Source organism: Bartonella sp. P12B, assembly GCF_055796185.1.
Genome location: NZ_JBTTDI010000004.1, coordinates 103,620 through 127,876, shown reverse-complemented (window position 1 = coordinate 127,876; position 24,257 = coordinate 103,620). Strand labels below are relative to the sequence as shown.

Sequence of the window (24,257 nt, the reverse complement as noted above, 5' to 3'; positions counted from 1 at the left end):
TATGGATAAGGAACAAACAAATGGTCATAACAGTCCTTGATGGAATTGTCGTAGCAGTCATCCTGTTATCCGCTTTTCTCGCTATGCTTCGAGGATTTTCACGCGAGGTACTCTCTTTGGTTTCCTGGGCAATCGCAGCTGGTGCCACACTGTTTTTATTCAAGCCTTTCTTGCCCTTCTTTGAGCAATATCTCTCTAATAAAATGATTGCATTGATCACAACATTATTTACGATCTTTGTTGTTGTTCTTATTATTACTTCAATTATTACAATGAAAATATCCGATTTTATTATTGATAGTCGGATTGGTATCCTTGACCGTACTATCGGTTTTGTTTTTGGGGCGCTTCGTGGTTTATTTATCATGGTTATCGGTATGCTCCTCATTAATGCGCTTATTAAACCGGAACACCAAGCTAACTGGTTAAAAAATGCAACAACAAAACCTCTCTTAGATTCACTGGGACAAAAAGTTTGGAAAATCCTTCCTAAAGACCTCGACACTGTTCTCGAAAAAGCAGAAAAAATTTTTAAAACAGACGATACTAAGACACAGGGTAAACACTCTCATGAAAAAGTAATTCAGCCAAATGCGAAATAATTCTTCATAGAGAAAAAGTTCTAAATAATATATGAAGTATGAAAAACCACTCTTCATATCACAACTGAAAGAATATGATGATAAAAAGCGAAGTTTCCTGTCAGAATTTTTCATTAGATGACGATACCCTTCATGAAGAGTGTGGAGTTTTTGGTATTCTTGGTCATGAAGATGCCGCAACATTAACGGCTCTCGGGCTTCATGCACTTCAGCATCGTGGACAAGAGGCAGCTGGTATTGTCTCTTACCACAATAAAATGTTTCATCAAGAAAAGCATCTAGGTCTTGTCGGTGATCACTATACAAACCCCGCAACGCTCGCTCGACTACCGGGGAAACTTGCTATCGGACATACCCGTTATTCAACAACTGGAGAAATAGCATTACGCAATGTTCAGCCTCTTTTTGCAGAATTAAAAGCTGGAGGGATTGCTATTGCTCATAATGGCAATCTTACCAATGGTCTTACATTACGCCGCAAACTCATTGCTTCTGGTGCTATCTGTCAATCAACATCAGATTCAGAAGTTTTTCTTCATCTCATTGCACGTTCCCGTTATGAATCATCCTCTGATCGCTTTGTTGATGCTATTCGGCAAGTGGAAGGTGGATATGCCATGTTGGCACTCACACGTACTAAGCTTATTGCTGCACGGGATCCTACAGGGATTCGACCTCTCGTGATGGGTGAGCTTGATGGTAAACCAATTTTTTGTTCTGAGACCTGTGCTCTTGATATTATTGGAGCAAAATATGTGCGCGATGTCAAAAATGGAGAAATTATCATTTGTGAAATACAGAAAAATGGGGAAATTACTAAAAAAATTATAGAACCAGAGAATGATAGGCCAGAGAAACTTTGCCTTTTTGAATATGTTTATTTTGCACGTCCTGATTCAATTGTTGGAGGGCGGAGTGTTTACACGGTACGTAAAAATATGGGAATCCATTTAGCTCAAGAAGCACCTTGTGAGGGTGATGTCGTAGTCCCCGTTCCCGATGGCGGAACACCTGCTGCAATTGGCTATGCACAAGAAATTGGAATTCCTTTTGAGCTTGGTATTATTCGTAACCACTATGTTGGCCGCACATTTATTGAACCAACACAACAAATTCGCGCGTTTGGAGTAAAATTAAAACATTCTGCAAATCGTTCTGTCATCAAAGGAAAACGTGTTATTCTTGTCGATGATTCCATTGTACGGGGGACAACATCCCTCAAGATTGTACGAATGCTCCGTGATGCGGGAGCAAAAGAAGTTCATATGCGCATTTCTAGCCCTATGATTTTTTATCCCGATTTCTATGGTATTGATACACCTAAAGTTGAAAGCCTGTTGGCTAATCAATATCCAGATTTAAAATCCATGTGCAATTTTGTTGGAGCCGATTCATTAGAATTTCTTTCAACGGATGGTCTTTATCTTGCTGTGGCAGGAGAAAAACGAAATAATACTGATCCGCAATTTACTGATCATTATTTTACTGGACATTACCCTACACATCTCGTTGATCAAGAAAGCATTCCCCAAATTCATCAAGAGTCCGTTCTTAAAACAAGAAATTAATGATGACAAAACCTGATTTTAGTCTCTTTGGTCGTGTTGCACTTATTACCGGTGCTTCAAGAGGTATCGGCTACCATTTAGCATTAGAGCTCGCAGCACGCGGTGCTCATATTATCGCTCTTGCACGAACAATAAGTGGACTCACTGAACTTGATAATAAAATCCGAGAAAAAGGCGCACATGCAACACTCGTTCCACTTGACTTACATCATATGGAAAATATTGATACTCTTAGCGTTTCAATTGCTGAACGCTGGAAAAAACTTGATATTATCGTTGCAAATGCAGGAATTCTTGGGATGCTCTCACCAGTATCCCATATCGAGAATGCTGTATTTGAAGATGTTTTTCAAATAAATCTCATCAGCCAATGGCGCTTAATGAAAACCGTAGAACCTCTATTGCGTAAATCTGATGCTGGACGAGCAATTTTTTTATCCTCAAGCGTTGCTCATGTTGCACGTGCTTTTTGGGGACCTTATGCTGCCTCTAAAGCTGCTTTGGAAATTATTGCTCGATGCTGGGCAGAAGAGCTAAAACAAACCCCTATCAAAATTAATTGTGTTGATCCCGGTGCAACACGCACTGCCATGCGTGCACAAGCCATACCTGGTGAAGATCCTCAAACTCTTCCCTCACCACAAGAAGTTGCAGAAAAAATAGCACATTTAGCCTCACCTTATTTAAAAGAAACAGGCAAACTCTTTAATGTCCGTAAAAATAGATTTATGGATTATCATGCTCCTGATTGAATATAGACATAGAACAGAAACAAAAAAACTAACTTGAAGTTCTTTTTCCTTTTGTTTTTTTGTAAAATATAAAGCTCTATGATTTTTGGATAGTTTTTGTGTTGATCTTTTTTTCTTCCAAAATCGCTCGTTTATGATAAGCTACAAAACTACAAGGGAGAAAAATCATATAGCAAACAGCTGTAATTAATAAGGTGTGCCATGTATAAGTTGCAAGAAAACCTACATAAATAACAATACCGAGCATGCACGGTATGACAATATCACGTCTCAAATTTTGGTCAATTGTTTTTGCATTCCAGACCGGTAAACGACTAACCAATAGAAAAGCAATAAGTACAGTATAAAGACTAAAAAACAATGCCCAGCTCCAACTTGGCATCAAACCAAGAGCTCCTAAATACATAGGCAATAAAAGCAATAATGCTCCTGCTGGTGCAGGAACACCAACAAAATAATTTCCTCGCCATTTTGGTATATTTTTATCATCCAACATCACATTAAAACGCGCTAGCCGCAAACAACAAGCAACACAATAAACAAGAGCGGCCACCCAACCTACTTGGTGTGCTTGAGCTAAAACAAAGGAGTAAACAATAAGCGCAGGCGCAACACCAAAATTAACCACATCAGCAAGAGAATCCATCTGCGCCCCAAAAGATGAACTGCCATCCATCAAACGGGCGATACGTCCATCAGCGCCATCTAAGATTGCTGCTAAAAGCACCATTAAAATAGCAGCTTCATAGCGATGCTCAAAAGCCAAACGAATACTGCTCATTCCTGCGCAAATCGCTAAAATAGTGATGACATTGGGTATGACATAGCGCATCGGTGTAGGTGAACGCCAGCGATTTGCACCATCATCATGCTGTCCCTCAGGATTAAATGAAGAAAATAGTGAAAAATTTTTCATTGTTCGTCCTAATCAAATCTGAAATCCGTTGTAGCACTCTTATCGTCAAAAGAAGCTAAAACTGTTTCTCCCGCAATCGCCATCTGACCAACCGCAACACGCAGTTTCACTCCAGTTGGTATATAAATATCAAGACGAGAACCAAAGCGAATTAATCCAAATCGTTCTCCAGTAACGACAGAATCATTCTCTTTTGACCAACAAATAATTCGACGTGCAACCATCCCAGCTATCTGCACAACACCGATTTTACCATGTTTGCTGTCAATCACCATCCCATTACGCTCATTAAATTGACTAGCCTTATCAAGCTCAGCATTGATAAAATGACCTGGACGATAAATTATAGATTCTACTGTCCCACTTATGGGAATACGATTGATATGGCATGAAAAAACATTCATAAACACAGAAATGCGGATCATTTCTTCCTTCCCTAATCCCAATTCTTCAGGAGGAACACAGGGTTCAACGAATGAAATACGCCCATCAGCAGGAGAGATAACCCAATTTGCATTCAAAGGAATGATACGATATGGATCACGGAAAAAATATATACACCACACAGTAAGAAGTAAACCACACCAAAATAACGGACTCCATATCCAACCAAGAATGAGCGAAAGGATAAAAAATGCTACGATAAAAGGGTAACCTTCTTTATGAATTGGCACAAAGCTATTATGGATAGATTGTAGAATACTCATATAATTTCCTATTCATAGATAATTGAAACAAGTAATAATTTTTTGGTTCTTCCTTACCCTTTTATGTACTTAATTAACCACTCCATATAAAGTTATAGGTCACATTTGCACAGCTTATTTTTTATGATTAACCATACCTATCTCATCTTCTTCACGCATTTTACGTAATTTTTCTTCAGCTTGCGATGCTTCAAGCTGCTTATTCCACATTGAAGCATAAAGACCCTTCTTATGTAACAGTTGTATATGCGTCCCATTTTCAATAATACGGCCATTTTTAAGAACCAAAATTTCATCAGCATTGATAACAGTAGAAAGACGATGAGCAATTATTAATGTTGTACGCCCACGGCTTACAATATCTAAGGCTTGTTGAATTTCCTGTTCTGTTGCCGTATCAAGAGCCGCTGTTGCTTCGTCCAGAATAAGAAGGGGAGGAGCTTTTAACAATGTCCGTGCAATAGCGACACGTTGTTTTTCACCACCTGATAGCTTAAGTCCACGCTCACCTACCATAGACTGAAAGCCTTCTGGAAGCACCTCAATAAATTTTGATATCTGTGCCATTTCGGCAGCTTTGCGCATTTCTTCCTCTGTAGCAGATGGACGACCATAGCAAATGTTATAAGCAATTGTATTATTAAATAACACCGTATCCTGTGGTACCATGCCAATAGCTTCACGTAAACTTTTTTGCGTTACATCACGGATATCTTGTCCATCAATTGTGATGGAACCAGAATCGACATCATAAAAGCGAAAAAGTAATCGAGAAATTGTCGATTTGCCAGCACCAGATGGTCCAACAATCGCAACTGTTTTTCCTCCAGGAATTTCAAAATCAACATCTTTGAGAATCTGACGAGACGCTTCATAAGAAAATCTTACTTGATTAAACCGAATAGTACCACAACTCACCGTTAATGGTTGAGCATCTGATTTATCGATAATCTCTTGCTGAACATCTAAAAGATCAAACATAGCTTCAATGTCAGTTAAGCCTTGACGAACATCACGATAAATTGACCCAATAAAATTTAATGGAATAGAGAGCTGTATTAAAAGTGCATTAATAAAAACAAAATCCCCTAAAGTTTGTGTCTCATAAAAAACCTCATAAGCTGACATCAACATCAGAATAGCCATTCCAATACCAAAAATAAGAGCCTGACCAAAATTAAGCCAGCTTAACGATGTCCAAATTTTTGTTGCTGCTTTTTCATAATTTTCCATCGAGGAATCAAATCGATGTGCTTCCAGAGTTTCATTGCAAAAATATTTAACCGTTTCAAAATTCAAAAGAGAATCAACAGCACGCGTATTGGCTTCAGTATCTGCCATATTCATTTCTTGCCGAATACGAATGCGCCAATCACTTGCCTTAATTGTAAACCAAATGTAAAGACCAACCATTATTACAACTATGAGCAGATAATGCCATCCATAACCTATATAAAAGACAAGTGCTGTCAAAACAAATTCGAAAACCGTTGGGACTGTATTTAGAATCGAAAATCTAACGATTGCTTCAATTCCCTTTGTGCCACGCTCAATCACACGAGAAAGCCCACCAGTTCGCTTTTCCAAATGAAATCGCAAAGATAATTCATGGATATGTATAAAGGTCTTATAGGCTAATTGGCGAATAGCATGCTGACCAACGGTTGCAAACAGAGAATCGCGCAACTGATTTAATGCAGCTTGGACAATCCGTGCAACATTATATGCCAAAACAAGCATGATAGGAACGATATAACTAGATGATCTCCACACAGAAAGGCTCGCAGCAAGAGCATCTATAGCATATTTAAAGAAATACGGTACAGATATGAGAACTAGCTTGGCTAAAACAAGATAAAATATTGCCCATAAAACACGCGTTTTTAGATCGCGCCGATCCGCTGGCCACATATAAGGCCATAAATTATAAAGTGTGCGAAAAGTCTGACCTGTATCTGACGATACAGTTTTTGTTATTTCATTCTGTTTCATACAGTTCTTATTTCTCTATCATCCACTTAACAAGCACGATAACGCCTCCCCTCTTGCCATTTACAGATCATCATTATACACTTTTAGTAACTATAGGCATCAGCATTTGAGCCTAGACTGTTTTTGAAAAGGGGACAAGAAATAATCCACTATAAGGTTTATTATTTTGATCTCTATTCTCATACCATTCCGCTGCAAATAAATTCTCAACCTTGACATGCTTTTTTTTTAATTCTGCTTTAAGCCATGTCTTTGATTTACCAATTTCTTGAAGACCATCATCTATAACCTCACCATTTTCTACCAAAATGACAGACTTTTTCCCTTCTTCTTTTTTAACAACAGAACAATCCCCACTGGTTTCTAAATGAACAAACGCGGCTTCATGTAAACTACAGCCTTTAATACGCAACATCGTAATCAGTTCATTCACGCTGATACCTAACTTTTTAATCTCATCCATTTGAAATACACCATCTAAAACCAATGCAATGTTTTGCCCAGAAATAAGACGACGAAAAAAAACTGAATAGCATGCCAAAAAATTAAGAGATGCAATGAGAGCTTGCCAAATGAATAAAACAAGCAACAATTGAACGCTGCTAACATCCTGACTATAAATAACGCCTCCAATAATACTCCCCATCACGAAATTGCTTACCAAATCAACCGGTGTCATTTGACTAAGACTTCCACGCCCTGTTGTTCTTAAAATGAAGAGGAAGGCTATAAGACCTACAACTAATTTAAGTGCAATATGACCATAATGATATAAAAATTCCATCAAATTATCTCCCTTGTTATAGGAGCTGCGAGAATATCGGAATTATAAGTGTCTTATATCCCATACAGTTATACGCTCGCCAGTCTGTGGATCTTTTTCATCTTTTAAAGAAACCCCCCCGGCTGCAAGCTCATCACGAATAATATCCGCAGCTGCCCACTCTTTATTATGGATAAGCTGTAGCCTTTCGGCAATGCGTTGTTCGATAAATTTTGAATCAAAAAGTGTTTTTTTCATAAATAATGGGCACTCTACGTCTCGAACCCACTCTTGGTTTAACAACCCAAATAAACTCATCGCATTTGCCAGAGCTACAGCATCACCTATTTTATAAAATTGTCGCAAAAGAGCAAATGCATTCGGAGTATTAAGATCATCACTTAATGCATTGATCAAAGAATTATCAGGAGCTTCATTCTTCTCTACACATCTTCTGTCACGACGAAGCAATTTATACCAACGATGCAGCTCTCTACTAGAGTTCACTAAACGTTGAGTTGTCCAATTTAATGGTTCACGATAATGCGTCTGTAACATTGAAAAACGTGCAGACAAACCAGCCCAATTTTGTTTCATTTCATTTGATAAAACATCATTAATCTTAAAAAAATCATTCTCTAAAACAGAACGAATAGTAATAAAATTGCCAAGGCTTTTAGACATCTTTTGGCCTTCAACCTGCAGAAAACCATTATGCATCCAAAGATTAGCCATTCGCTCAGTTCCAAAAGCCGAACAACTTTGCGCAATCTCATTTTCATGATGAGGAAAAATCAAATCAATGCCACCACCATGGATATCAAAAATACTTGCTGTCGGATCGTCACAAGACAAACCACCACCATAGGGTGCCAATAGTTTTGCCATTGACATTGCAGAACATTCAATATGCCATCCTGGACGACCTAAAACAGAAATACCTGCTGGCGATGTCCAACCTGGTTCTCCCTCTACAGAGGGCTTCCATAAAACAAAATCCATCTCCTCCCTTTTATAAGCAGCAACATCGACACGGGCCCCCGCCCTCATTTCTTCTAAGGAGCGTTTTGCAAATGATCCATAAAAGGGATGTTTTTTTATACTGCTTACAGAAAACAAGATATGATTTTCCGCTATATAAGCATGTCCTTTTTCAAGCAACCGTTCAATCAAAGAGCGCATCTCTTCTAAATGATCTGTTGCACGGGGCTGACTGGTTGGCAATAAACAACCAAGCGCTATCGTGTCTTGTTGAAATTGAGAATAGGTACGCTCCGTTAATCGACGAATAGCATCATTAAGTGCTAATTCTGGATATTCGCAAGCTGCTCGTGCATTAATTTTATCATCTACATCTGTAATATTACGTGCGTATAGAACATGCTCTTTACCATAAATATGACGCAATAAACGAAATAACATGTCAAAAACAATGACTGGGCGTGCATTCCCTATATGAGCGTAATCATAAACCGTTGGACCACAAACATAAAGACGGACTCTCGTTGTATCTATTGGTGTAAAAATCTCTTTTTTACGTGTAAGCGTGTTATAGAATCGCAACTCTCTCATCATAATACTCCATTAGCGATATTATTTACCGCTCTTTAAGATGAATTTTACCCAAAATCATTGCATTATGTAGTTTTAAGTTAAAACTTTCATATATCTTATGTAAAATTCTTATCCTTAACCCATTCCATCGAATGCTGTATCCATCATCTATCACAAAAACAATCCGCTTTATTTGCTTGGATAAGAGTAATCTACCGATAAAAACCACCCTTCTTCTTGATAAAAAAACATCCTAGAGAAAAATCTGCAAAACACTTTCTAAATTGACAGAAAAAAAATTGTATCCAAAAAAATTGAAATTTTTAACCACACAAAGTTTTTTAGAATCTTTAATAAATCTCTATGACGCTTTCCTTACTCTCTTTATGCCCTAGATTGTATAACACGCTTGCTCATTGATAATGACGCATAAATTTATTTGCGCCCTATCTTTTAACATATGCTCTACAAGAGAACCATTTTCGTGATTGTAATGGTAGAAAAATTTATTAAAAGGAAGCAAATAAATTAATGCGTAATATTTTGATAAATATCATTTTTTTAACTTTAACACCAGCTTTTGCTCAACAATCTCCGCCCTATGAGACACAATTGCTACGGCTAGCAGAAATTTTTGGATCCCTTCACTCTCTGCAAAATCTTTGCAGTACTCCAACAAACCAATGGTATGACTACATGAGTGCACTTATTGAGGCAGAACAGCCAATGCCGCAAAGACGCGCTTATTTTTACGAAGCGTTTAATGGAGCCTATCGTGCTTTTTCAGAAAATTATCATCATTGTACACAATCAGCAGTTACAGCACATCAAAGATACATCCAAGAAGGAAGAGCCTTATCTGAAAATCTTCTCACCTATTATGACAATCAACCTGTACAAAAATTACCAAACACTCGATCTAATCTATTCCACTGATAATATTCTTAAAATGAATAGCTCAATAAGCTTGCCTTGTATAAAGTATGGTAAGTTTTTAAGAATAAAGCCTCAATATGCTTTTATCTTCGTATAATAACCACCATAAGCACCTTTTCACCCATAAAATTATTTCATAAAACTCATCAATTTTATGTGGTTACACCAAAGCCTCTATAAATTTAACAGGTTCACCTTGCGAAGGGGTGATAATTTCACCTTCCCACATAACGCGCATACCACGGATAATGGTCCCAACAGGCCAGCCTTTAACCTTTTGACCATCATAAGGTGTCCACCCTGCACGCGAACCAATCAACGCATTTGTAATAACTTCTTCTCGTTTAAGATCAACAATGGTTAAGTCAGCATCATATCCAACAGCAAGACGCCCTTTACAGCTTATACCAAAAACGCGGCTAGGACCATGTGAAGTGAGATCAACAAAACGTTCAAGAGATATCTTTCCCGCATTGACATGGGTTAGCATAATTGCTGCTGTTGTTTGCACACCTGTCATCCCCGAAGGTGAAGCAGGATAAGCCTTGCTCTTTTCTTCAAGCGTATGAGGAGCGTGATCAGAGCCTAACACATCAACAATACCTTGCTGAAGGCCGTACCAAAGAGATTCACGGTGGCGACTCTCACGAATCGGTGGATTCATTTGAATCAATGTGCCAAATCGTTGATAATCATCCGCAGTTAAAGTCAAATGATGCTGCGTAACTTCAATTGTTGCCACATCTTTATGTTTTTTTAGAAAATCAATTTCCTCTGCTGTAGAAAGGTGCAACACATGGATACGTGCCTTTGTTTCATGCGCAATTTTTACTAAGCGCTGCGTACATTTTAATGCTGCAACTTCATCACGCCAAACCGGATGCGATGAGGCGTCCCCTTCAATTTGTAACACTTTACGCTCTCTAAGCCTTGCCTCATCTTCAGAATGAAAAGCTGCACGACGATGTGTGTTTTGCAAAATAAGACGTACACTTTCATCATCATCTACCAAGAGATCACCGGTAGAAGACCCCATGAAGACTTTAATTCCAGCAGCACCAGGAAGTCTTTCTAATTCAGAGATCTGATGTGCATTTTCACGTGTCCCTCCAACCCAAAATGCAAAATCACAATGCATCCTATGAAATGCGCGTTTCATCTTATCGGCCAATGCTTCTTCCGACGTGGTTAATGGATTGGTATTAGGCATTTCAAACACTGCTGTCACCCCTCCCAACACTGCAGAATAGGAGCCGCTTTCTAAATCCTCCTTATGTTCATTGCCCGGTTCGCGAAAATGAACTTGGCTATCAATAATCCCTGGCAAAATATGGAGCCCTGTACAATCAATGACCTCACCAGCAGATGCACATGTCAAATCACCAATCTCAGCAATACGGCCATTCGTAATACCAATATCGCGCTTACTACTTCCATCATGATTTACAAGTGTTGCGCCTTTAAAAATTGTATCAAATATTTTAAACATAGCCGTGCTCCTTACATATCATCTCTTTATCGATTATGTAACTTTTGGTAGAAAGGCAAGCACCATGATTGAAAAACAAAATGCCATTTTTTTTACAAACCGTAGAGTTATTAAAGTTACTGGTGAAGAAGCAACAGATTTTTTGCAAGTTCTTATCACAACCGATGTGACAAAAATCGGTGCACAAGAAATGTTTCCTGGAGCTCTTTTATCACCACAAGGGAAAGTGATTGCTGATTTCCTTATCGGAAAAAGAGAGGATGGTTATCTCATTGAGATTATTGTCTCTTTAGCTGATATCTTCTATAAACGCTTGCTCCTCTATAAACTTCATAAAAAAGTGGAAATTACACAACCATTACAAGAAGTTGTTACAGTTTGTTGGAATAATGAATCAGATAGTTTAGATTTTGATTCAAGTTTTATAGATAAACGATTTCCACAAAACGAAAAAATAATACGAATCTATGGGAAGACGCCCTTTTTTGTTCCAGAATCTCATGACCATTGGAAGCGATTGCGTATCCGTTATGCAATTGCTGAAAGCGGTCAAGACTATGAAATAGGGAAAGTCTTTCCTCATGATATTAACTACGATCAAATTGGTGGATTAGCATTTGATAAAGGCTGTTATATAGGGCAAGAAGTTGTTTCACGAATGCATCACCGTCGTGCGGCGCGACGCCGTATTTTAATTATCAAAAGTCAGCATGAATTAACCTTAGGTTCTAGCATTGCAGCTGGAACAAAAATACTTGGTTACTTGGGAACATGTGTTGCAAATGAAGCTCTCGCTTTAATGCGTATTGATCATGTCAAAGATGCTATGGACAAAGCTCTTCCCTTGACAGTAGAAAATCTTCCCGTCACCATAAGTATTGCTGAAAATATGAACTTTACCTTTCCTGAAAGCACTACGGGAACTTAACTCATGGCTAAAGCTGAATTATCACGAAATGGACAAGCACGCGCTTGGCAAAGAATGCTTTCTGGTCGACGACTTGATTTGCTGAACCCTTCTCCTCTTGATGTTGAAATCGAAGATATTGCCCATGGACTCGCCCGCGTTGCACGTTGGAACGGTCAAACACGAGGAGAACATGCCTATTCCGTCGCACAACATTCACTTTTGGTAGAGAAAATATTCCAAAAGCTTTTTCCGCAATCGCATAGTGATGAATGCTTGTGTGCTCTTCTTCATGATGCACCGGAATATGTCATCGGTGATATGATTTCACCCTTTAAAGCTGTGATAGGAAAACAATATGAACTTATCGAAAAACGAATACAAGATGCTGTCCACATGCGCTTTTCTCTCCCTGTTGATCTTTCTCAAAAGCTTTTAAAAAAAATCAAACAAGCTGACCGTATCGCTGCATTTTACGAAGCTATTACGCTTGCTGGATTTAATACAGAAGAAGCTCTCCGCTATTTTGGTTCTCCAAATAATATCCTATCCAATGATCTCAATTTGCAACCCTACTCTACACAACAAATTGAAAATGCCTTTTTAATCCGTTTTAGTACTCTTGATACTCAGAGATCATACTAATATTCTCCTTCCATCATTCATCTTTTATCGCTCTCCTTTAAAAAACGAATATTGGTCCTCTTACCTTTTTTCCTTATTACCTGCTTGAATACAATAACAAAAGAACAAATCCGCTACTCTATAAGTATCTGATAGCCTAAAATTTTTGCCTTGATAATAACTTGTCGCTTTAAACAAACAAAAGCAACTGCTGTTAAATGCCAAGCTCTTCTGAAAAATACTATCAGTAATATCCCAGAAGACTTAGAAATTTACTCATTTCCATAATATCAACGAATGGCAAGCAAAAAAATCAGAGTTCAAATTGAACATGAATACATGAATAAAGGACATATGAGAGAATGCTCATTAATTTTATCAAAGTTTCAATAATAAATTCTCTCTTGTAAAGATTTTAAATGAAACAAGATTTTATTTAAATCTATAAACTTCCTTATCCGCTGGAAAAGCACGAGATGTAACATCTTCTGCATAGTTCTTAATTGCAGTCTCCATTGCTTGTTCAAGAGCCCCATAACGGCGTACAAATTTAGGAACCAAAGTGCCATAGCCCAACATATCTTCCATCACCAATATCTGCCCATCACATTGATTAGATGCTCCAATGCCAATAGTAGGAATAGAAAGCATTTTTGTAAGCTTTACCGCTAATGGTTCGATAACCCCTTCCACAACAACAGCAAAGGCCCCTGCTTGTTCAATCGCTATCGCGTCTTCTTCAATTTGTCGCCAATTACTTTCATCACGCCCTTGCGTCTTAAAACCACCAAAACGATTTACGGACTGTGGTGTAAGACCAATATGGCTCATAATGGGAATACCGCGTTTACACAAGAAATCAATTGTTTCTGCTATATAAACACCACCTTCAAGCTTAATTGCACCACACCCTGTTTCTGCAACAATCCGTGACGCATTAGAAAAAGCTTGTTCTGGACTTTCTTCATAAGAACCAAAAGGCATATCAACAACCACTAATGCCTTTTTAGACCCACGCATAACTGCTTGCCCATGCAAAATCATCATATCAACACTGACAGGGAGTGTTGTTTCAAACCCATGCACAACCATCCCAACGCTATCACCAACCAAAAGAAAGTCACAATATGGATCAGCAATCCGCGCACTATAAGCTTGGTAAGCTGTTAAGGATACAATTGGTTCTTGTCCTTTTCTCGACTTTATTTCAGAAGCAGTTATACGCTTTATGGTTTTCTGTACACTCATTTTAAGCCCTTCTATTGCAAAATATATTGATCAATAAGCCTAACCTCACCAAAACGAACAGTGAGTAATAAAACTGCGGGTTTCTCTAACATCCCCTTAACTATAGATAAAGTTTCCATATCTCGTAAATCTATTGATTCAATGATCGCACGGGATTCTTGCTGTAAAATATCACGAACAATTTGACACAATTTATCAATGGAGCGTTCCCCTTGGCGATAAAGCCTTTCAACAGCTTTGCCGCTTTCAGGAATAATTTTTGCCGCTTTGCGTTCTTCTAATGTTAAAAGCTGATTACGTGAAGAGCTGGCCACACCATCTGCATCACGTAAAATAGGCACACCAATAATTTCAATAGGAAAAGCTAAATCCTCAACCATACGACGAATAATCAAAATTTGTTGAAAATCTTTTTCCCCAAAAAAAGCTTTATCGGGTTGAACAATATTAAAAAGCTTAGCAACAACGCTGGTCACACCACAAAAATGTCCTGGACGTAATCTTCCCATCAAAATACGCGATAATTTTTCTACCTTCACAATTGTGTCATTTCCCTGTGGCCACATTTCTTCTACAGAAGGTGCAAAAACATACTCAACACCTGCTTGCTTCAACAAAGAACAATCACCGGCCAAATCTCTTGGATATTTATCAAAATCTTCATGAGGACCAAATTGCTTTGGATTGACAAAAATAGAAACCACACTCACGTCACACATAGCCTTTGCTTGCTGTACTAATGCAAGGTGACCTTTATGCAGTGCCCCCATGGTTGGAACAAAACCAATAGAGTGTCCTAAACGTCTTTCTTCTGCGAGACACCGGCGTACCTCGGCAATTGTTTTCAAGATTTGCATCTTCATATTCTTTTCATTTTTATCAAATCAACAAATTAATTTCTGCATCTGAAATTGCCGTTCAAACAATTGTATTAAATTCATACGCACGGATGGCTGTTTTATAGTCCGTGGTTCCCAGACATGACGCATTAAAAAGAAACCTGTTAAAATGAAACCATTTATTATATCTTTAAAATCTGCAGGACGTGTTGTTCTTTGCACAAGAAACTGTGGTAGAGTTAGAAGTTTCTCTTTCCAAGGATATCCTGCTTCCTCACAGACAGCTCGTCCCGACTTCGGCGATACATAACAAAGCCTTTCTGAACGCCCTGTTGCTGCGCAATGAGACAAATCAAGTCCAAAGCCAAGTTCTTCAAGAAGTCGCATTTCAAAGCGCACAAGTAATTCTGCATTTACAAATGGCTCAGCAAAATTCTGCATAAAAAGATGTAAAAGATCATATAAAATGGGATGCGGATCACGTTCAGGAAGAAGACGCAAATGGAAAGCTATCAACTGCAAAGCATAAAGTGCTTCTGGTAAAAGGATTAATCGTGCCGCATATAGATCAAGTGCTTCAAGCTTAAAAAGTCCTAGATGTTCTTCTAAACGCGCACCCCATTCAGCTTCAACTAGATTCCCAGGTTGAAGAAGAGCTGCCATACGACGCGAACGTCCTCCTTTTACCACTCCCATATAACGGCCATGCTGACGTGTCATGATTTCAAGAATAACACTTGTTTCACCATATTGGCGTGTACCAAGGATAATGGCTTGTTCTTTCCATCTCATGTTATTTTAAAAAATCTAACCCCATTTCACGATAACGCTCTGGATCAGTACCCCAATTCTCACGCACTTTCACAAAGAGAAAAAGATGAACCTTCTGTTCCATAATTTCCATTAGTTCCTTACGTGCTGCCTGACCAATCGCTTTAATTGTATCGCCTTTTGCTCCTAAAACAATTTTTTTCTGACTATTACGCTCGACATAAATCACTTGATTAATTTTAACTGAACCATCTGAGCGTTCTTCCCAGTTTTCTGTTTCAACCGTCGAAGAATAAGGTAACTCATCATGAAGGCGAAGGAAAAGTTTTTCACGGGTAATTTCAGCAGCAAGATGACGCATAGGCATATCTGAAATTTGATCTTCTGGATAATACCACGGTCCCTCCTGCATCATGTTACTCAATGCATAAAGCAAGTCCTTGCAACCCGACCCATTTAGAGCCGAAATCATAAAAGTCTGCACAAACGGCACATGCTCATTAATTTTAGTGGTTAGTGCTAAAAGGGACGATTTAACAACTGTATCAACCTTATTAAGAACGAGTATTTTATCCTGTTTAATATTTTTTACAATATCTAACATCGCATAGACATCATCCGAAAGACCATTTTGAGCATCAATTAAAACTAAAAGAACATCAGCACTCTTAGCGCTCCCCCATGCAGCAGACACCATTGCACGTTCTAACCGCTTATGAGGAGAAAAAACACCTGGTGTATCAATCAACACAATTTGCGTATTATCATGCATGACAATACCGCGGATCAAAGTTCGTGTTGTTTGTACCTTATGCGTTACAATTGAAACCTTTGTTCCAACTAATTGATTAACTAATGTTGATTTTCCGGCATTAGGCATTCCAATAAGTACAACAAAACCAGAACGCGTTTTAATAACGTCATCCATGATCATTTTTTCCCATTGTCTTCCATATACCTTCTCGTTGTAAAATTTTCTCAGCTGCCATTCTTTCAGCATATCTTTTAGAGCTGCCTTGCCCAATTTCTGGAGCAAACCCCAAAACATTGACCTCCACCATAAAAACAGGATCATGATCTGGGCCAGAACGCTTTATAACCCTATAATGTGGTTGTGCATTTCCTTGCATGTGAGCCCATTCTTGTAATTCCGTTTTAGCATCACGTCGACCAGCATCCATTTGTTTTGCCCGATTTTGCCAATATCTCTGAATAAAAGGGCGGACGTTTTCCAAGCCTCCCTCTAAATACATCACAGCTATCAAAGCTTCTATCACATCAGCATGCATATTGGTGAGTCGGCGCCCCTCAAAGTTTCTCATTTCAAAACCAACATGAATCATATCAGGTAGCCCCATCTCTCGTGCAATATCAGCACATGTTTGCGCATTGACCAAACCGTTTAAACGTACAGATAACTCACCTTCACTTGCTTGCGGGAAAAATTGATAGAGCATTTCTGCAATTAAAAGTCCTAGAACCCGATCACCTAAAAATTCTAGTCTTTCATAATTCCCTTGTTCCGAATCTTGTACACTAGAATGCGTTAATGCTCGCTTTAATCTCTCTTCATCTTTAAAACGATGCCCTGTCAGCTTTTCAAGCTGATCAATGATTGGACGTTTCATCGTTGATTCCTTGCTTGACAAGCGGCAAATCATGAACAGTATTTATAAAGGAGAACAGACGACTCCAACGCACATCAAACGGCCAGCGCCAAATCTGCCAAGCACTTGAACCATTGCTGATAGAGAAAAAAATCACACTTGCTCGACCAATAAGATTCTCCTCTGGAACATAGCCTACAGCTAAACGACTATCATCTGAATTATCGCGGTTATCCCCCATCATGAAATAATGTCCCTGTGGAACTTCAAAGACCTTCGTATCATCAACTTGTGGAATAAAAGCCAGATCAAGTGTATCGTAGCTAACACCATTCGGCATAGTCTCACGATAAACATCAACAGGGTAATTAACTTCTGTTATATCAGAATTATCAATCTTCCCAATAAAATGCCGCGTAACAGCCTGATCATTAATATAAAGAACACTTTGACGAACTTGTACACGATCACCCGGTAGACCAACAACACGTTTTATATAATCAATACTAGGATTACTTGGTAAACGAAAAACCACAACATCTCCACGTTGAGGCTGGGATGCCCAAATACGTCCCGAAAAAAGAGGAGGCGAAAAGGGCATAGAAAAACGAGAATATCCATATGCATATTTAGAAACAAACAGATAATCTCCTACAAGCAAAGTAGGACGCATTGAACCAGAAGGAATACTAAAAGGTTGAAAAAAGAGGGTCCGAATAAGTGCTGCTAAAAACAGAGCCTGTATTAGAACCCAAATAAATTCAAGAATTCCACCTTTTTCTTTCTTTCTATATATTTTCTCTTTCTGCATCATTACAGACTACCTTCCCATCGTAGATATAATTCATTTTTTATCATAATATTCAAATAATAAAAGCACAATCTCTAACCACGCGGAAGCGCTTCGATAATAATAAATGCCTGTGCCCAAGGAAAATCATCTGTTATACTCAGATGAATGACAGCTTCATAATGAGGAGGCAACAATTTCTGTAATTGCATCTGTGCACGATCTGTAAGTTTCATGACTGGTTTACCAGAGGGCAAATTGACCACTCCCATGTCTTTCCACCATACACCACAAGAAATTCCTGTCCCTAAAGCCTTAGCACACGCTTCTTTGGCGGCAAATCTTTTGGCATAAGAAGAAGATCTTTCTTTGAGGTTTTCAGACTTTATCTGCTCAATATCGGTAAAAATACGTTGAATAAAACGATCGCCATAACGAATCAACATTCTCTCAATGCGTCTGATATCAATGAGATCATTTCCAAGTCCAATGATCATAAATTATTACCCGAATTTCTTTGGAGCGAGTGCTTTTTTTTTATAATCTTTTGGTATCGCTTTTGTTGAAAACGGGCGATTGCTCTGTAAACCCCTATATAAGAAAGAGTACCAAAAACAATACCTAAAAGGGTACCACCTAAAATCATTGGTCTCATAATAGAATCCCAAGCGCCCTTAAAAAGCAAAGGTACATTTGTTAGTGTTAAACCATTAAACAAAATGCGAATTTGAGAAAGAGAAATCTCGTTTACATCGCTAAAAAGCGATAAACAGAAAGAGCCCACCTTATAATCGGCCATTACAATTAATAAAAATGTAAGTGGATTAGAAAAAACCGTCCCAATAATTGCTGCCGCAAAGTTTCCACGCAAAAGCCAAGAAAAAAATATTGCCAAAATAATATGCATCCCAAAAAGAGGCGAACAAGCTAAAAAAATACCAATAGAAAACCCTAACGCAACCTTATGCGGTGTTGCTGATATCCGTAAAATACGTTTACGTATGTAACAAAATGAACGAGAGAATGAACGACGCGGCCATAACCAAAGCCGAATACGCTTTACCAAATCTATTGATTCTCTACGACGAAAAAGCATATGATTCCTAATACTTATCTTGTGACAATAAAATAATGCGTATGATTCAAATTAATTTCTTCAAGCCTTTGCATAAAAAAAAAGAGAAAGACAATTAAATATTCCGACTTCCTGGCTTAACTGCTGGGATTACAGCAAGCTCAGCAGGAATAGCATCACTCGCGTAAGATGCTATCTCATATTCAGCAAGGGCAATTAACGGAACTCCAACATCAACCTTACCACCAGAACGATCAAGAATACATGCACTCGCCAACACCTCTGCCCCTGCTGCCACCATAGCTTCAACCGTCTCACGAATGGAAAGACCTGTTGTAACAATATCTTCAACAATCACAACGCGTGCACCCTTTTTGATTTCAAAACGACGTAACTCAAAAACACCATTTACACGTTCTACCCAAAGAGAAGGAATACCAAGGTGACGTGAAGTTTCGTACGAAGGAATAAGACCACCAATCGCAGGACCAACCACATAATCAACTTTTTCTCCAATCAATTTTTTGATTTTTTCAGCTAACCCACGACATAACTTCTCCGTCAAATCAGCATGCATGAATACTTTCGCTTTCTGCATATAAGTAGCACTATGACGGCCTGATGTTAAAATAAAATGCCCTTCCAGAATAGCATCTGCTTGTTTAAAAATATCAATTACATCTTGTGTATTCATCGTAAAATTCCTCTTCTTATCCATGAACGCGCCGTACTACACTAACCGAACCGGCCTCTTTTAACTGAGAAAAAATACGATTCAAATGTTTTAAATCCCAAACTTCCAGATCAATCATAATTTCTGTAAAATCCGGTGCGGTACAGATAAATGACAAATTTTGAATATTGGCATCATTAGTAGAAATCACTTGGGTAATTTCTGCTAATGAGCCTGGACTATTAACAGCTAAGATATTAACTCGAGCGGGAAAACGTTCACTCATTTGGGCATCAATATCCCAGCGGACATCAATCCATCGTTCTGGTTGATCATCATACGCCATCAAAGCCGAAGACTGTATCGGATAAATAACAATTCCTGATCCTGGTTGCATAATGCCAACAATCCGATCTCCCGGTACCGCTCCTTCAGGAGAAAAACGGACAGGAATATCTCCACGCGTTCCTCGGATAGGTAATGCTTTGGATTGACGTTTGTTGGCAATTGCATCCTTTTCATTTTCTGGAACTTTAAAAATCATCCCTTGAGCATTTTCAATGTTAAACCAGCCTTCTTCTCCAGGCTTAAAAGACGGTTTTTGTACAACACGATGATCTTGATAATCAGGATAAACCGCTTTAACCACATCAGCAGAAGGTAATTCACCACGCCCAACAGCAGCTAAGACGTCTTCCACATCTTTGCGTGCCAAACGAGGCAACACTTGCTTAAGAATATCCTTTGAAAATTGTTTTCCCATATGTTCAAACGAACGCTCGAGTATACGATACCCCAAACCTGAATATTGCTTACGAACAGCTGCGCGAGTTGCTCGACGAATAGCTGAACGCGCTTTTCCTGTTACAACAAGAAATTCCCATGCTGCTGGTGGAATTTGGGCTTGTGAACGTATAATATCAACCTCATCACCATTTTTTAATTTTGTCATTAAAGGCATAATACGACCATTGATTTTCACCCCCACACAAGAATTACCAATGTCTGTATGAACAGCATAAGCAAAATCAATCGGAGTCGCGCCTTTTGGAAAAGCAATCAACCGGCCCTTCGGGGTAAAACAAAAAACTTGATCTTGAAAAAGCTCAAGTTTTGTATGTTCCAAAAACTCTTCTGGATTATCCCCATCTGATAAAGATTGAATCGTTTGACGTAACCATGCATAGGCATTGGTTTCGCTTGATAACTTCGAAGTTGAATAATTGGAACCATGATCTTTATAAATAGAATGTGCTGCAACGCCATACTCAGCAACTTCATCCATAGCAGCAGTTCTAATTTGCAATTCTACACGTTGTCTCGAAGGACCTACAATCGTTGTATGAATGGAACGATAATCATTCTGCTTTGGTATAGAAATATAATCTTTAAAACGACCGGGTACCATTGGCCACGTCGTATGGATAACACCAAGAGCACGATAACAATCATTCACTGTTTCAACAATCACTCGAAAACCGAAAATATCCGATAACTGTTCAAAAGATAATGCTTTACTTTCCATTTTGCGAAAAACTGAATAAGATTTTTTCTGACGACTTTTAACATCTGCTTTAATCCCATACTCGAAAAAAAGCTTTGTCAGTTCATTTTCAATCCTAGAAAGCAAATCACGGTTGCGCTTCGATAATTCAGAAAGACGATTGGTTATCGTACGATAACCTTCTGGATTTAAATAAAAGAAAGAAAGATCTTCTAATTCTTCGCGCATATCTTGCATTCCCATACGACCTGCAAGTGGCGCATAAATATCCATTGTCTCCTCAGCAATCCTGCGACGCTTATCATCACGCATAACACCAAGAGTACGCATATTATGAAGACGATCAGCAAGTTTGACTAAAAGAACACGAACATCATCAGAAATAGCGATAAGAAGTTTACGGAGATTCTCTGCCTGTACTGCCTTCTTCGATACAAGATCAAGCTTATTAAGTTTTGTGAGCCCTTCAACTAACTTACCGATTTCAGAACCAAAAAGCTGATCAATTTCTGCTCGTGTAGCACTCGTATCTTCAATTGTATCATGTAAAAGAGCAACGGCAATCGTCGCTTCATCTAACCGCATATCTGTCAAAATAGCAGCAACTTCTAAAGGATGAGAAAAATAAAGATCACCCGAAGCACGCTTCTGATGAGCATGCTTTCGCATTGCATAATTGTAGGCTTTATTTAATAGAACCTCATCGACGTCAGACTTGTAACGTTGAACACGCCCAACAAGCTCACACTGACGCATCATACGAGCATATCCTTTATCTCTTTACAATTTCATCCTTATCGAACAAGAAAAATAACCGCTACCGCATGACAATCTCTATACGCTTTCATAATATAAATCGCTGCAATTAATAATCGTCACTTTTCTCCGGAACAACCAAACCTTCAATGCCTGCTAAAAGCTCTTCTTCTGACATATAATCAAATGAACCGTTCTCTTCTTCTGACGATGCTCCAAAAACATTCTCAGATTCACTTGAGTGAGAAATAAATTCATTTGCCACTTCTGGCTCATCAACTTCTACATGCTTTTGCAACGAATGAATAAGATCTTCTTTCAAATCAGCAGGTGATAATGTTTCTTCTGCTATTTCACGCAAAGCAACAACTGGATTTTTATCATTATCACGATCAACTGTAATCTGTGCACCCTGTGAAATCTGTCGCGCTCGATGTCCCGCTAAAAGTACCAGCTCAAAGCGATTATCGACTTTATCAATACAATCTTCTACCGTTACGCGGGCCATTTATCTCTCTTTCTTAAAGCTTAAAAAATTTCATAGTGGGTGTAGAGTATATACAATAATCAAAATAAAACACAAGAAAAACAACGCAAGTTTTATTTTTTGCTCAAAAGCTTATTAAAAAGCTTGGACGCTTTATAAAAGCACATTCCTTTGATAAACTCACTCTCTCTTCTAGAAAATTTGTCCTTTTAAATTATACAATCTCTTCAAGTTTATTAAAAATCTTTCTCAATAACAATAGTTTCATGAACACTGTTTATGATAATGATTGCTTATCAATAAGAAATTTTTCCCATTAAATAGCATCTTCATTCCTATCTTAGCTATTGAATAATCACTCTTTAAAAATAATGAGCAGTAGCTTAATGGTAAACTCTGTTACTAAATAGTTCCTTTGCATTCATCATAGTTGTTTACAAAGACATAATCCGTCATACACTCTATAAACAAAATAATTTTTATAAAAATGATAAATGCCACCTCATGAATAGCCAATTAACATCACTTTGCCCAGAACCGCCGAAAAATTGCAATTTATGCCCACGCTTACATAAATTTATCTCTGAGTGGCGTGTAAAAGAACCAAATTGGCATAACGCACCGGTGCGTCCATTTTTTCCCTATAAAGGTGCAGCAACAACACGCCTTCTCATTGTTGGTCTTGCTCCTGGATTACGAGGAGCAAATCGAACTGGACGCCCTTTCACTGGTGATTATGCGGGACACTTACTTTATTCCACTTTAAAAAAATTCGGTTTTGCTCAAGGCACCTTCGAAGAAAGAGCAGATGACACTCTTGAATTAATTGATGTAGCAATTGTCAACTCAGTTCGTTGTGTTCCACCAGAAAATAAACCCACTGGTGCGGAAATTAACACTTGCCGGTACTTCTTTTCTCCTCTTCTTACAAATCTTCCCAAACTTAAAGCTGTTATTACCCTCGGGACTATTGCACATCATTCCACATTACGTGCTCTCAATGCAAAAATTTTGGCTCATCCTTTCGGACACGGAGAAATAAACAATATCGGAGGATTACGTATTTTTTCAAGCTATCACTGTTCACGTTATAACACCAACACTGGGCGTTTAACAGATGCTATGTTTCATCAGATTTTTGAAGCCGCAAAAACATATCTGGATCAATGCTGAAATCTTCAAAGTGATAAAAAAGACATCGAAATCAATTTTATCACCCATATCTTTTTAAAAGTCTTGCTTTTTCACGTCCCCAATCACGTTTCTTTTCCGTTTCGCGCTTATCATGAAGCTTTTTTCCGCGTGCTAAAGCAATTTCCAACTTTGCACGCCCTTTTTCATTAAAATAAAGCTTGAGAGGGACAAGAGTCATTCCTTCACGAGAAGTCGCATTAAAAAATCGTTCCATTTCACGTTTTGAAATTAATAATTTACGCAAACGGCGTGGCTCATGATTAAAACGATTAGCTTGTGTATATTCAGGAATATAGCTATTTACGAGCCATAATTCCCCATTCTCAAAGCTTGCATAACTCTCAGCAATATTCGCCTGATTAGAACGCAAAGATTTCACTTCTGCTCCCTGAAGAACAACACCAGCTTCAAGATTATCAAGAATTTCATAATTAAAACGAGCTTTACGATTGTCAGCAATTATTTTTCGTACTGGCACGTTCTTTTTTTTGTTCATGGCTACA

At 38.4% G+C, this 24,257-nt stretch carries 25 protein-coding genes; 7 read left to right on the top strand and 18 right to left on the bottom strand.

The features are described from left to right. Nucleotides 1–20 precede the first annotated feature (20 nt). The 3 genes from AC0QT1_RS04305 to AC0QT1_RS04295 all read left to right on the top strand — a co-directional run bounded on the left by AC0QT1_RS04305 (nt 21) and on the right by AC0QT1_RS04295 (nt 2,922). On the top strand, nt 21–602 hold the full coding sequence (locus AC0QT1_RS04305; protein ID WP_473200903.1) for a CvpA family protein: 582 nt from the start codon (nt 21–23) through the stop codon (nt 600–602). Nucleotides 603–676: 74 nt separating this feature from the next. Continuing rightward, on the top strand, nt 677–2,170 hold the full coding sequence (gene purF / locus AC0QT1_RS04300; protein ID WP_473200902.1) for an amidophosphoribosyltransferase: 1,494 nt from the start codon (nt 677–679) through the stop codon (nt 2,168–2,170). A 2-nt stretch (nt 2,171–2,172) separates the two neighbouring features. After that, nucleotides 2,173–2,922: an SDR family NAD(P)-dependent oxidoreductase gene (locus tag AC0QT1_RS04295; protein WP_473200912.1), complete on the top strand. Its 750-nt coding sequence runs from the start codon at nt 2,173–2,175 to the stop codon at nt 2,920–2,922. A gap of 76 nt (nt 2,923–2,998) precedes the next feature. Here AC0QT1_RS04295 and pssA read toward each other — a convergent pair whose 3' ends face one another. The 5 genes from pssA to cysS form a co-directional block, all read right to left on the bottom strand. Next, nucleotides 2,999–3,838, bottom strand: a complete 840-nt coding sequence (gene pssA, locus AC0QT1_RS04290; protein WP_473200901.1) for a CDP-diacylglycerol--serine O-phosphatidyltransferase — start codon at nt 3,836–3,838, stop codon at nt 2,999–3,001. A gap of 8 nt (nt 3,839–3,846) precedes the next feature. After that, on the bottom strand, nt 3,847–4,545 hold the full coding sequence (locus AC0QT1_RS04285; protein ID WP_473200900.1) for a phosphatidylserine decarboxylase: 699 nt from the start codon (nt 4,543–4,545) through the stop codon (nt 3,847–3,849). 114 nt (nt 4,546–4,659) lie between these two features. Then, a complete protein-coding gene (locus AC0QT1_RS04280) occupies nt 4,660–6,537 on the bottom strand; it encodes an ABCB family ABC transporter ATP-binding protein/permease (RefSeq protein ID WP_473200899.1) in 1,878 nt (625 codons plus the stop codon). 112 nt (nt 6,538–6,649) lie between these two features. After that, the gene (locus AC0QT1_RS04275) at nt 6,650–7,321 is read right to left on the bottom strand and encodes a DUF421 domain-containing protein (RefSeq protein WP_473201710.1); all 672 of its coding nucleotides are present in this window, start codon (nt 7,319–7,321) and stop codon (nt 6,650–6,652) included. A gap of 42 nt (nt 7,322–7,363) precedes the next feature. Further along, nucleotides 7,364–8,872: a cysteine--tRNA ligase gene (cysS, locus tag AC0QT1_RS04270; RefSeq protein WP_473200911.1), complete on the bottom strand. Its 1,509-nt coding sequence runs from the start codon at nt 8,870–8,872 to the stop codon at nt 7,364–7,366. A 513-nt stretch (nt 8,873–9,385) separates the two neighbouring features. Here cysS and AC0QT1_RS04265 point away from each other — a divergent pair. After that, complete coding sequence (locus AC0QT1_RS04265; RefSeq protein ID WP_473201709.1) at nt 9,386–9,790, top strand: TIGR02301 family protein; 405 nt, start codon at nt 9,386–9,388, stop codon at nt 9,788–9,790. A gap of 160 nt (nt 9,791–9,950) precedes the next feature. On the opposite strand, the gene AC0QT1_RS04260 is transcribed toward AC0QT1_RS04265, so the two are convergent. Then, the gene (locus AC0QT1_RS04260; protein WP_473200896.1) at nt 9,951–11,279 is read right to left on the bottom strand and encodes a dihydroorotase; all 1,329 of its coding nucleotides are present in this window, start codon (nt 11,277–11,279) and stop codon (nt 9,951–9,953) included. 64 nt (nt 11,280–11,343) lie between these two features. On the opposite strand from AC0QT1_RS04260, the gene ygfZ reads away from it, so the two are divergent. Together ygfZ and AC0QT1_RS04250 are read left to right on the top strand one after the other, a co-directional pair. Then, nucleotides 11,344–12,207, top strand: coding sequence for a CAF17-like 4Fe-4S cluster assembly/insertion protein YgfZ (gene ygfZ / locus AC0QT1_RS04255; protein WP_473201708.1), 864 nt, complete (start codon nt 11,344–11,346; stop codon nt 12,205–12,207). A 3-nt stretch (nt 12,208–12,210) separates the two neighbouring features. Further along, on the top strand, nt 12,211–12,831 hold the full coding sequence (locus tag AC0QT1_RS04250) for a YfbR-like 5'-deoxynucleotidase (RefSeq protein WP_473200894.1): 621 nt from the start codon (nt 12,211–12,213) through the stop codon (nt 12,829–12,831). 411 nt (nt 12,832–13,242) lie between these two features. On the opposite strand, the gene panB is transcribed toward AC0QT1_RS04250, so the two are convergent. From panB to rpoZ, 11 genes are all read right to left on the bottom strand, one after another. Then, a complete protein-coding gene (gene panB, locus AC0QT1_RS04245) occupies nt 13,243–14,058 on the bottom strand; it encodes a 3-methyl-2-oxobutanoate hydroxymethyltransferase (protein ID WP_473201707.1) in 816 nt (271 codons plus the stop codon). 11 nt (nt 14,059–14,069) lie between these two features. Next, on the bottom strand, nt 14,070–14,915 hold the full coding sequence (gene panC / locus AC0QT1_RS04240; protein WP_473200892.1) for a pantoate--beta-alanine ligase: 846 nt from the start codon (nt 14,913–14,915) through the stop codon (nt 14,070–14,072). A 27-nt stretch (nt 14,916–14,942) separates the two neighbouring features. Further along, entirely contained in the window at nt 14,943–15,689 is a 747-nt protein-coding gene (gene recO / locus AC0QT1_RS04235) for a DNA repair protein RecO (RefSeq protein WP_473200891.1), read from the bottom strand. A gap of 1 nt (nt 15,690) precedes the next feature. Continuing rightward, the gene (gene era / locus AC0QT1_RS04230; RefSeq protein WP_473200890.1) at nt 15,691–16,596 is read right to left on the bottom strand and encodes a GTPase Era; all 906 of its coding nucleotides are present in this window, start codon (nt 16,594–16,596) and stop codon (nt 15,691–15,693) included. After that, nucleotides 16,589–17,296, bottom strand: a complete 708-nt coding sequence (gene rnc / locus AC0QT1_RS04225) for a ribonuclease III (RefSeq protein ID WP_473201706.1) — start codon at nt 17,294–17,296, stop codon at nt 16,589–16,591. Before rnc ends, era begins: the two co-directional genes overlap by 8 nt. Next, nucleotides 17,277–18,089: a signal peptidase I gene (gene lepB, locus AC0QT1_RS04220; RefSeq protein WP_473200888.1), complete on the bottom strand. Its 813-nt coding sequence runs from the start codon at nt 18,087–18,089 to the stop codon at nt 17,277–17,279. The genes rnc and lepB overlap by 20 nt, the downstream gene beginning before the upstream one ends. Nucleotides 18,090–18,160: 71 nt before the next feature. Further along, a complete protein-coding gene (gene acpS / locus AC0QT1_RS04215; protein ID WP_473200887.1) occupies nt 18,161–18,562 on the bottom strand; it encodes a holo-ACP synthase in 402 nt (133 codons plus the stop codon). Then, nucleotides 18,559–19,161 (bottom strand): DUF2062 domain-containing protein, encoded by a 603-nt coding sequence (locus AC0QT1_RS04210; RefSeq protein WP_473200886.1) that lies wholly within the window; start codon nt 19,159–19,161, stop codon nt 18,559–18,561. The genes acpS and AC0QT1_RS04210 overlap by 4 nt, the downstream gene beginning before the upstream one ends. 94 nt (nt 19,162–19,255) lie before the next feature. Next, nucleotides 19,256–19,834 carry an orotate phosphoribosyltransferase gene (pyrE, locus tag AC0QT1_RS04205; protein ID WP_473201705.1) on the bottom strand — a complete coding sequence of 193 codons (579 nt, stop codon included), beginning with the start codon at nt 19,832–19,834 and terminating at the stop codon, nt 19,256–19,258. 16 nt (nt 19,835–19,850) lie between these two features. Next, nucleotides 19,851–22,076 (bottom strand): RelA/SpoT family protein, encoded by a 2,226-nt coding sequence (locus AC0QT1_RS04200; protein WP_473200884.1) that lies wholly within the window; start codon nt 22,074–22,076, stop codon nt 19,851–19,853. A gap of 106 nt (nt 22,077–22,182) precedes the next feature. Beyond that, nucleotides 22,183–22,581, bottom strand: coding sequence for a DNA-directed RNA polymerase subunit omega (rpoZ, locus tag AC0QT1_RS04195; RefSeq protein WP_473200883.1), 399 nt, complete (start codon nt 22,579–22,581; stop codon nt 22,183–22,185). 483 nt (nt 22,582–23,064) lie between these two features. Here rpoZ and AC0QT1_RS04190 point away from each other — a divergent pair, with 483 nt between their 5' ends. Further along, a complete protein-coding gene (locus AC0QT1_RS04190; protein ID WP_473200882.1) occupies nt 23,065–23,733 on the top strand; it encodes a uracil-DNA glycosylase in 669 nt (222 codons plus the stop codon). 40 nt (nt 23,734–23,773) lie between these two features. Here AC0QT1_RS04190 and smpB read toward each other — a convergent pair whose 3' ends face one another. Beyond that, nucleotides 23,774–24,250: an SsrA-binding protein SmpB gene (gene smpB, locus AC0QT1_RS04185; protein ID WP_473200881.1), complete on the bottom strand. Its 477-nt coding sequence runs from the start codon at nt 24,248–24,250 to the stop codon at nt 23,774–23,776. Nucleotides 24,251–24,257 lie beyond the last annotated feature (7 nt).

Excerpts from the sequence above, each read along its gene's own strand:
- AC0QT1_RS04305 (WP_473200903.1), top strand. The coding sequence starts at position 21 with ATGGTCATAACAGTCCTTGATGGAATTGTCGTAGCAGTCATCCTGTTA.
- purF (WP_473200902.1), top strand. The coding sequence starts at position 677 with ATGATGATAAAAAGCGAAGTTTCCTGTCAGAATTTTTCATTAGATGAC.
- AC0QT1_RS04295 (WP_473200912.1), top strand. The coding sequence starts at position 2,173 with ATGACAAAACCTGATTTTAGTCTCTTTGGTCGTGTTGCACTTATTACC.
- pssA (WP_473200901.1), bottom strand. The coding sequence starts at position 3,838 with ATGAAAAATTTTTCACTATTTTCTTCATTTAATCCTGAGGGACAGCAT.
- AC0QT1_RS04285 (WP_473200900.1), bottom strand. The coding sequence starts at position 4,545 with ATGAGTATTCTACAATCTATCCATAATAGCTTTGTGCCAATTCATAAA.
- AC0QT1_RS04280 (WP_473200899.1), bottom strand. The coding sequence starts at position 6,537 with ATGAAACAGAATGAAATAACAAAAACTGTATCGTCAGATACAGGTCAG.
- AC0QT1_RS04275 (WP_473201710.1), bottom strand. The coding sequence starts at position 7,321 with ATGGAATTTTTATATCATTATGGTCATATTGCACTTAAATTAGTTGTA.
- cysS (WP_473200911.1), bottom strand. The coding sequence starts at position 8,872 with ATGAGAGAGTTGCGATTCTATAACACGCTTACACGTAAAAAAGAGATT.
- AC0QT1_RS04265 (WP_473201709.1), top strand. The coding sequence starts at position 9,386 with ATGCGTAATATTTTGATAAATATCATTTTTTTAACTTTAACACCAGCT.
- AC0QT1_RS04260 (WP_473200896.1), bottom strand. The coding sequence starts at position 11,279 with ATGTTTAAAATATTTGATACAATTTTTAAAGGCGCAACACTTGTAAAT.
- ygfZ (WP_473201708.1), top strand. The coding sequence starts at position 11,344 with ATGATTGAAAAACAAAATGCCATTTTTTTTACAAACCGTAGAGTTATT.
- AC0QT1_RS04250 (WP_473200894.1), top strand. The coding sequence starts at position 12,211 with ATGGCTAAAGCTGAATTATCACGAAATGGACAAGCACGCGCTTGGCAA.
- panB (WP_473201707.1), bottom strand. The coding sequence starts at position 14,058 with ATGAGTGTACAGAAAACCATAAAGCGTATAACTGCTTCTGAAATAAAG.
- panC (WP_473200892.1), bottom strand. The coding sequence starts at position 14,915 with ATGCAAATCTTGAAAACAATTGCCGAGGTACGCCGGTGTCTCGCAGAA.
- recO (WP_473200891.1), bottom strand. The coding sequence starts at position 15,689 with ATGAGATGGAAAGAACAAGCCATTATCCTTGGTACACGCCAATATGGT.
- era (WP_473200890.1), bottom strand. The coding sequence starts at position 16,596 with ATGGATGACGTTATTAAAACGCGTTCTGGTTTTGTTGTACTTATTGGA.
- rnc (WP_473201706.1), bottom strand. The coding sequence starts at position 17,296 with ATGAAACGTCCAATCATTGATCAGCTTGAAAAGCTGACAGGGCATCGT.
- lepB (WP_473200888.1), bottom strand. The coding sequence starts at position 18,089 with ATGATGCAGAAAGAGAAAATATATAGAAAGAAAGAAAAAGGTGGAATT.
- acpS (WP_473200887.1), bottom strand. The coding sequence starts at position 18,562 with ATGATCATTGGACTTGGAAATGATCTCATTGATATCAGACGCATTGAG.
- AC0QT1_RS04210 (WP_473200886.1), bottom strand. The coding sequence starts at position 19,161 with ATGCTTTTTCGTCGTAGAGAATCAATAGATTTGGTAAAGCGTATTCGG.
- pyrE (WP_473201705.1), bottom strand. The coding sequence starts at position 19,834 with ATGAATACACAAGATGTAATTGATATTTTTAAACAAGCAGATGCTATT.
- AC0QT1_RS04200 (WP_473200884.1), bottom strand. The coding sequence starts at position 22,076 with ATGATGCGTCAGTGTGAGCTTGTTGGGCGTGTTCAACGTTACAAGTCT.
- rpoZ (WP_473200883.1), bottom strand. The coding sequence starts at position 22,581 with ATGGCCCGCGTAACGGTAGAAGATTGTATTGATAAAGTCGATAATCGC.
- AC0QT1_RS04190 (WP_473200882.1), top strand. The coding sequence starts at position 23,065 with ATGAATAGCCAATTAACATCACTTTGCCCAGAACCGCCGAAAAATTGC.
- smpB (WP_473200881.1), bottom strand. The coding sequence starts at position 24,250 with ATGAACAAAAAAAAGAACGTGCCAGTACGAAAAATAATTGCTGACAAT.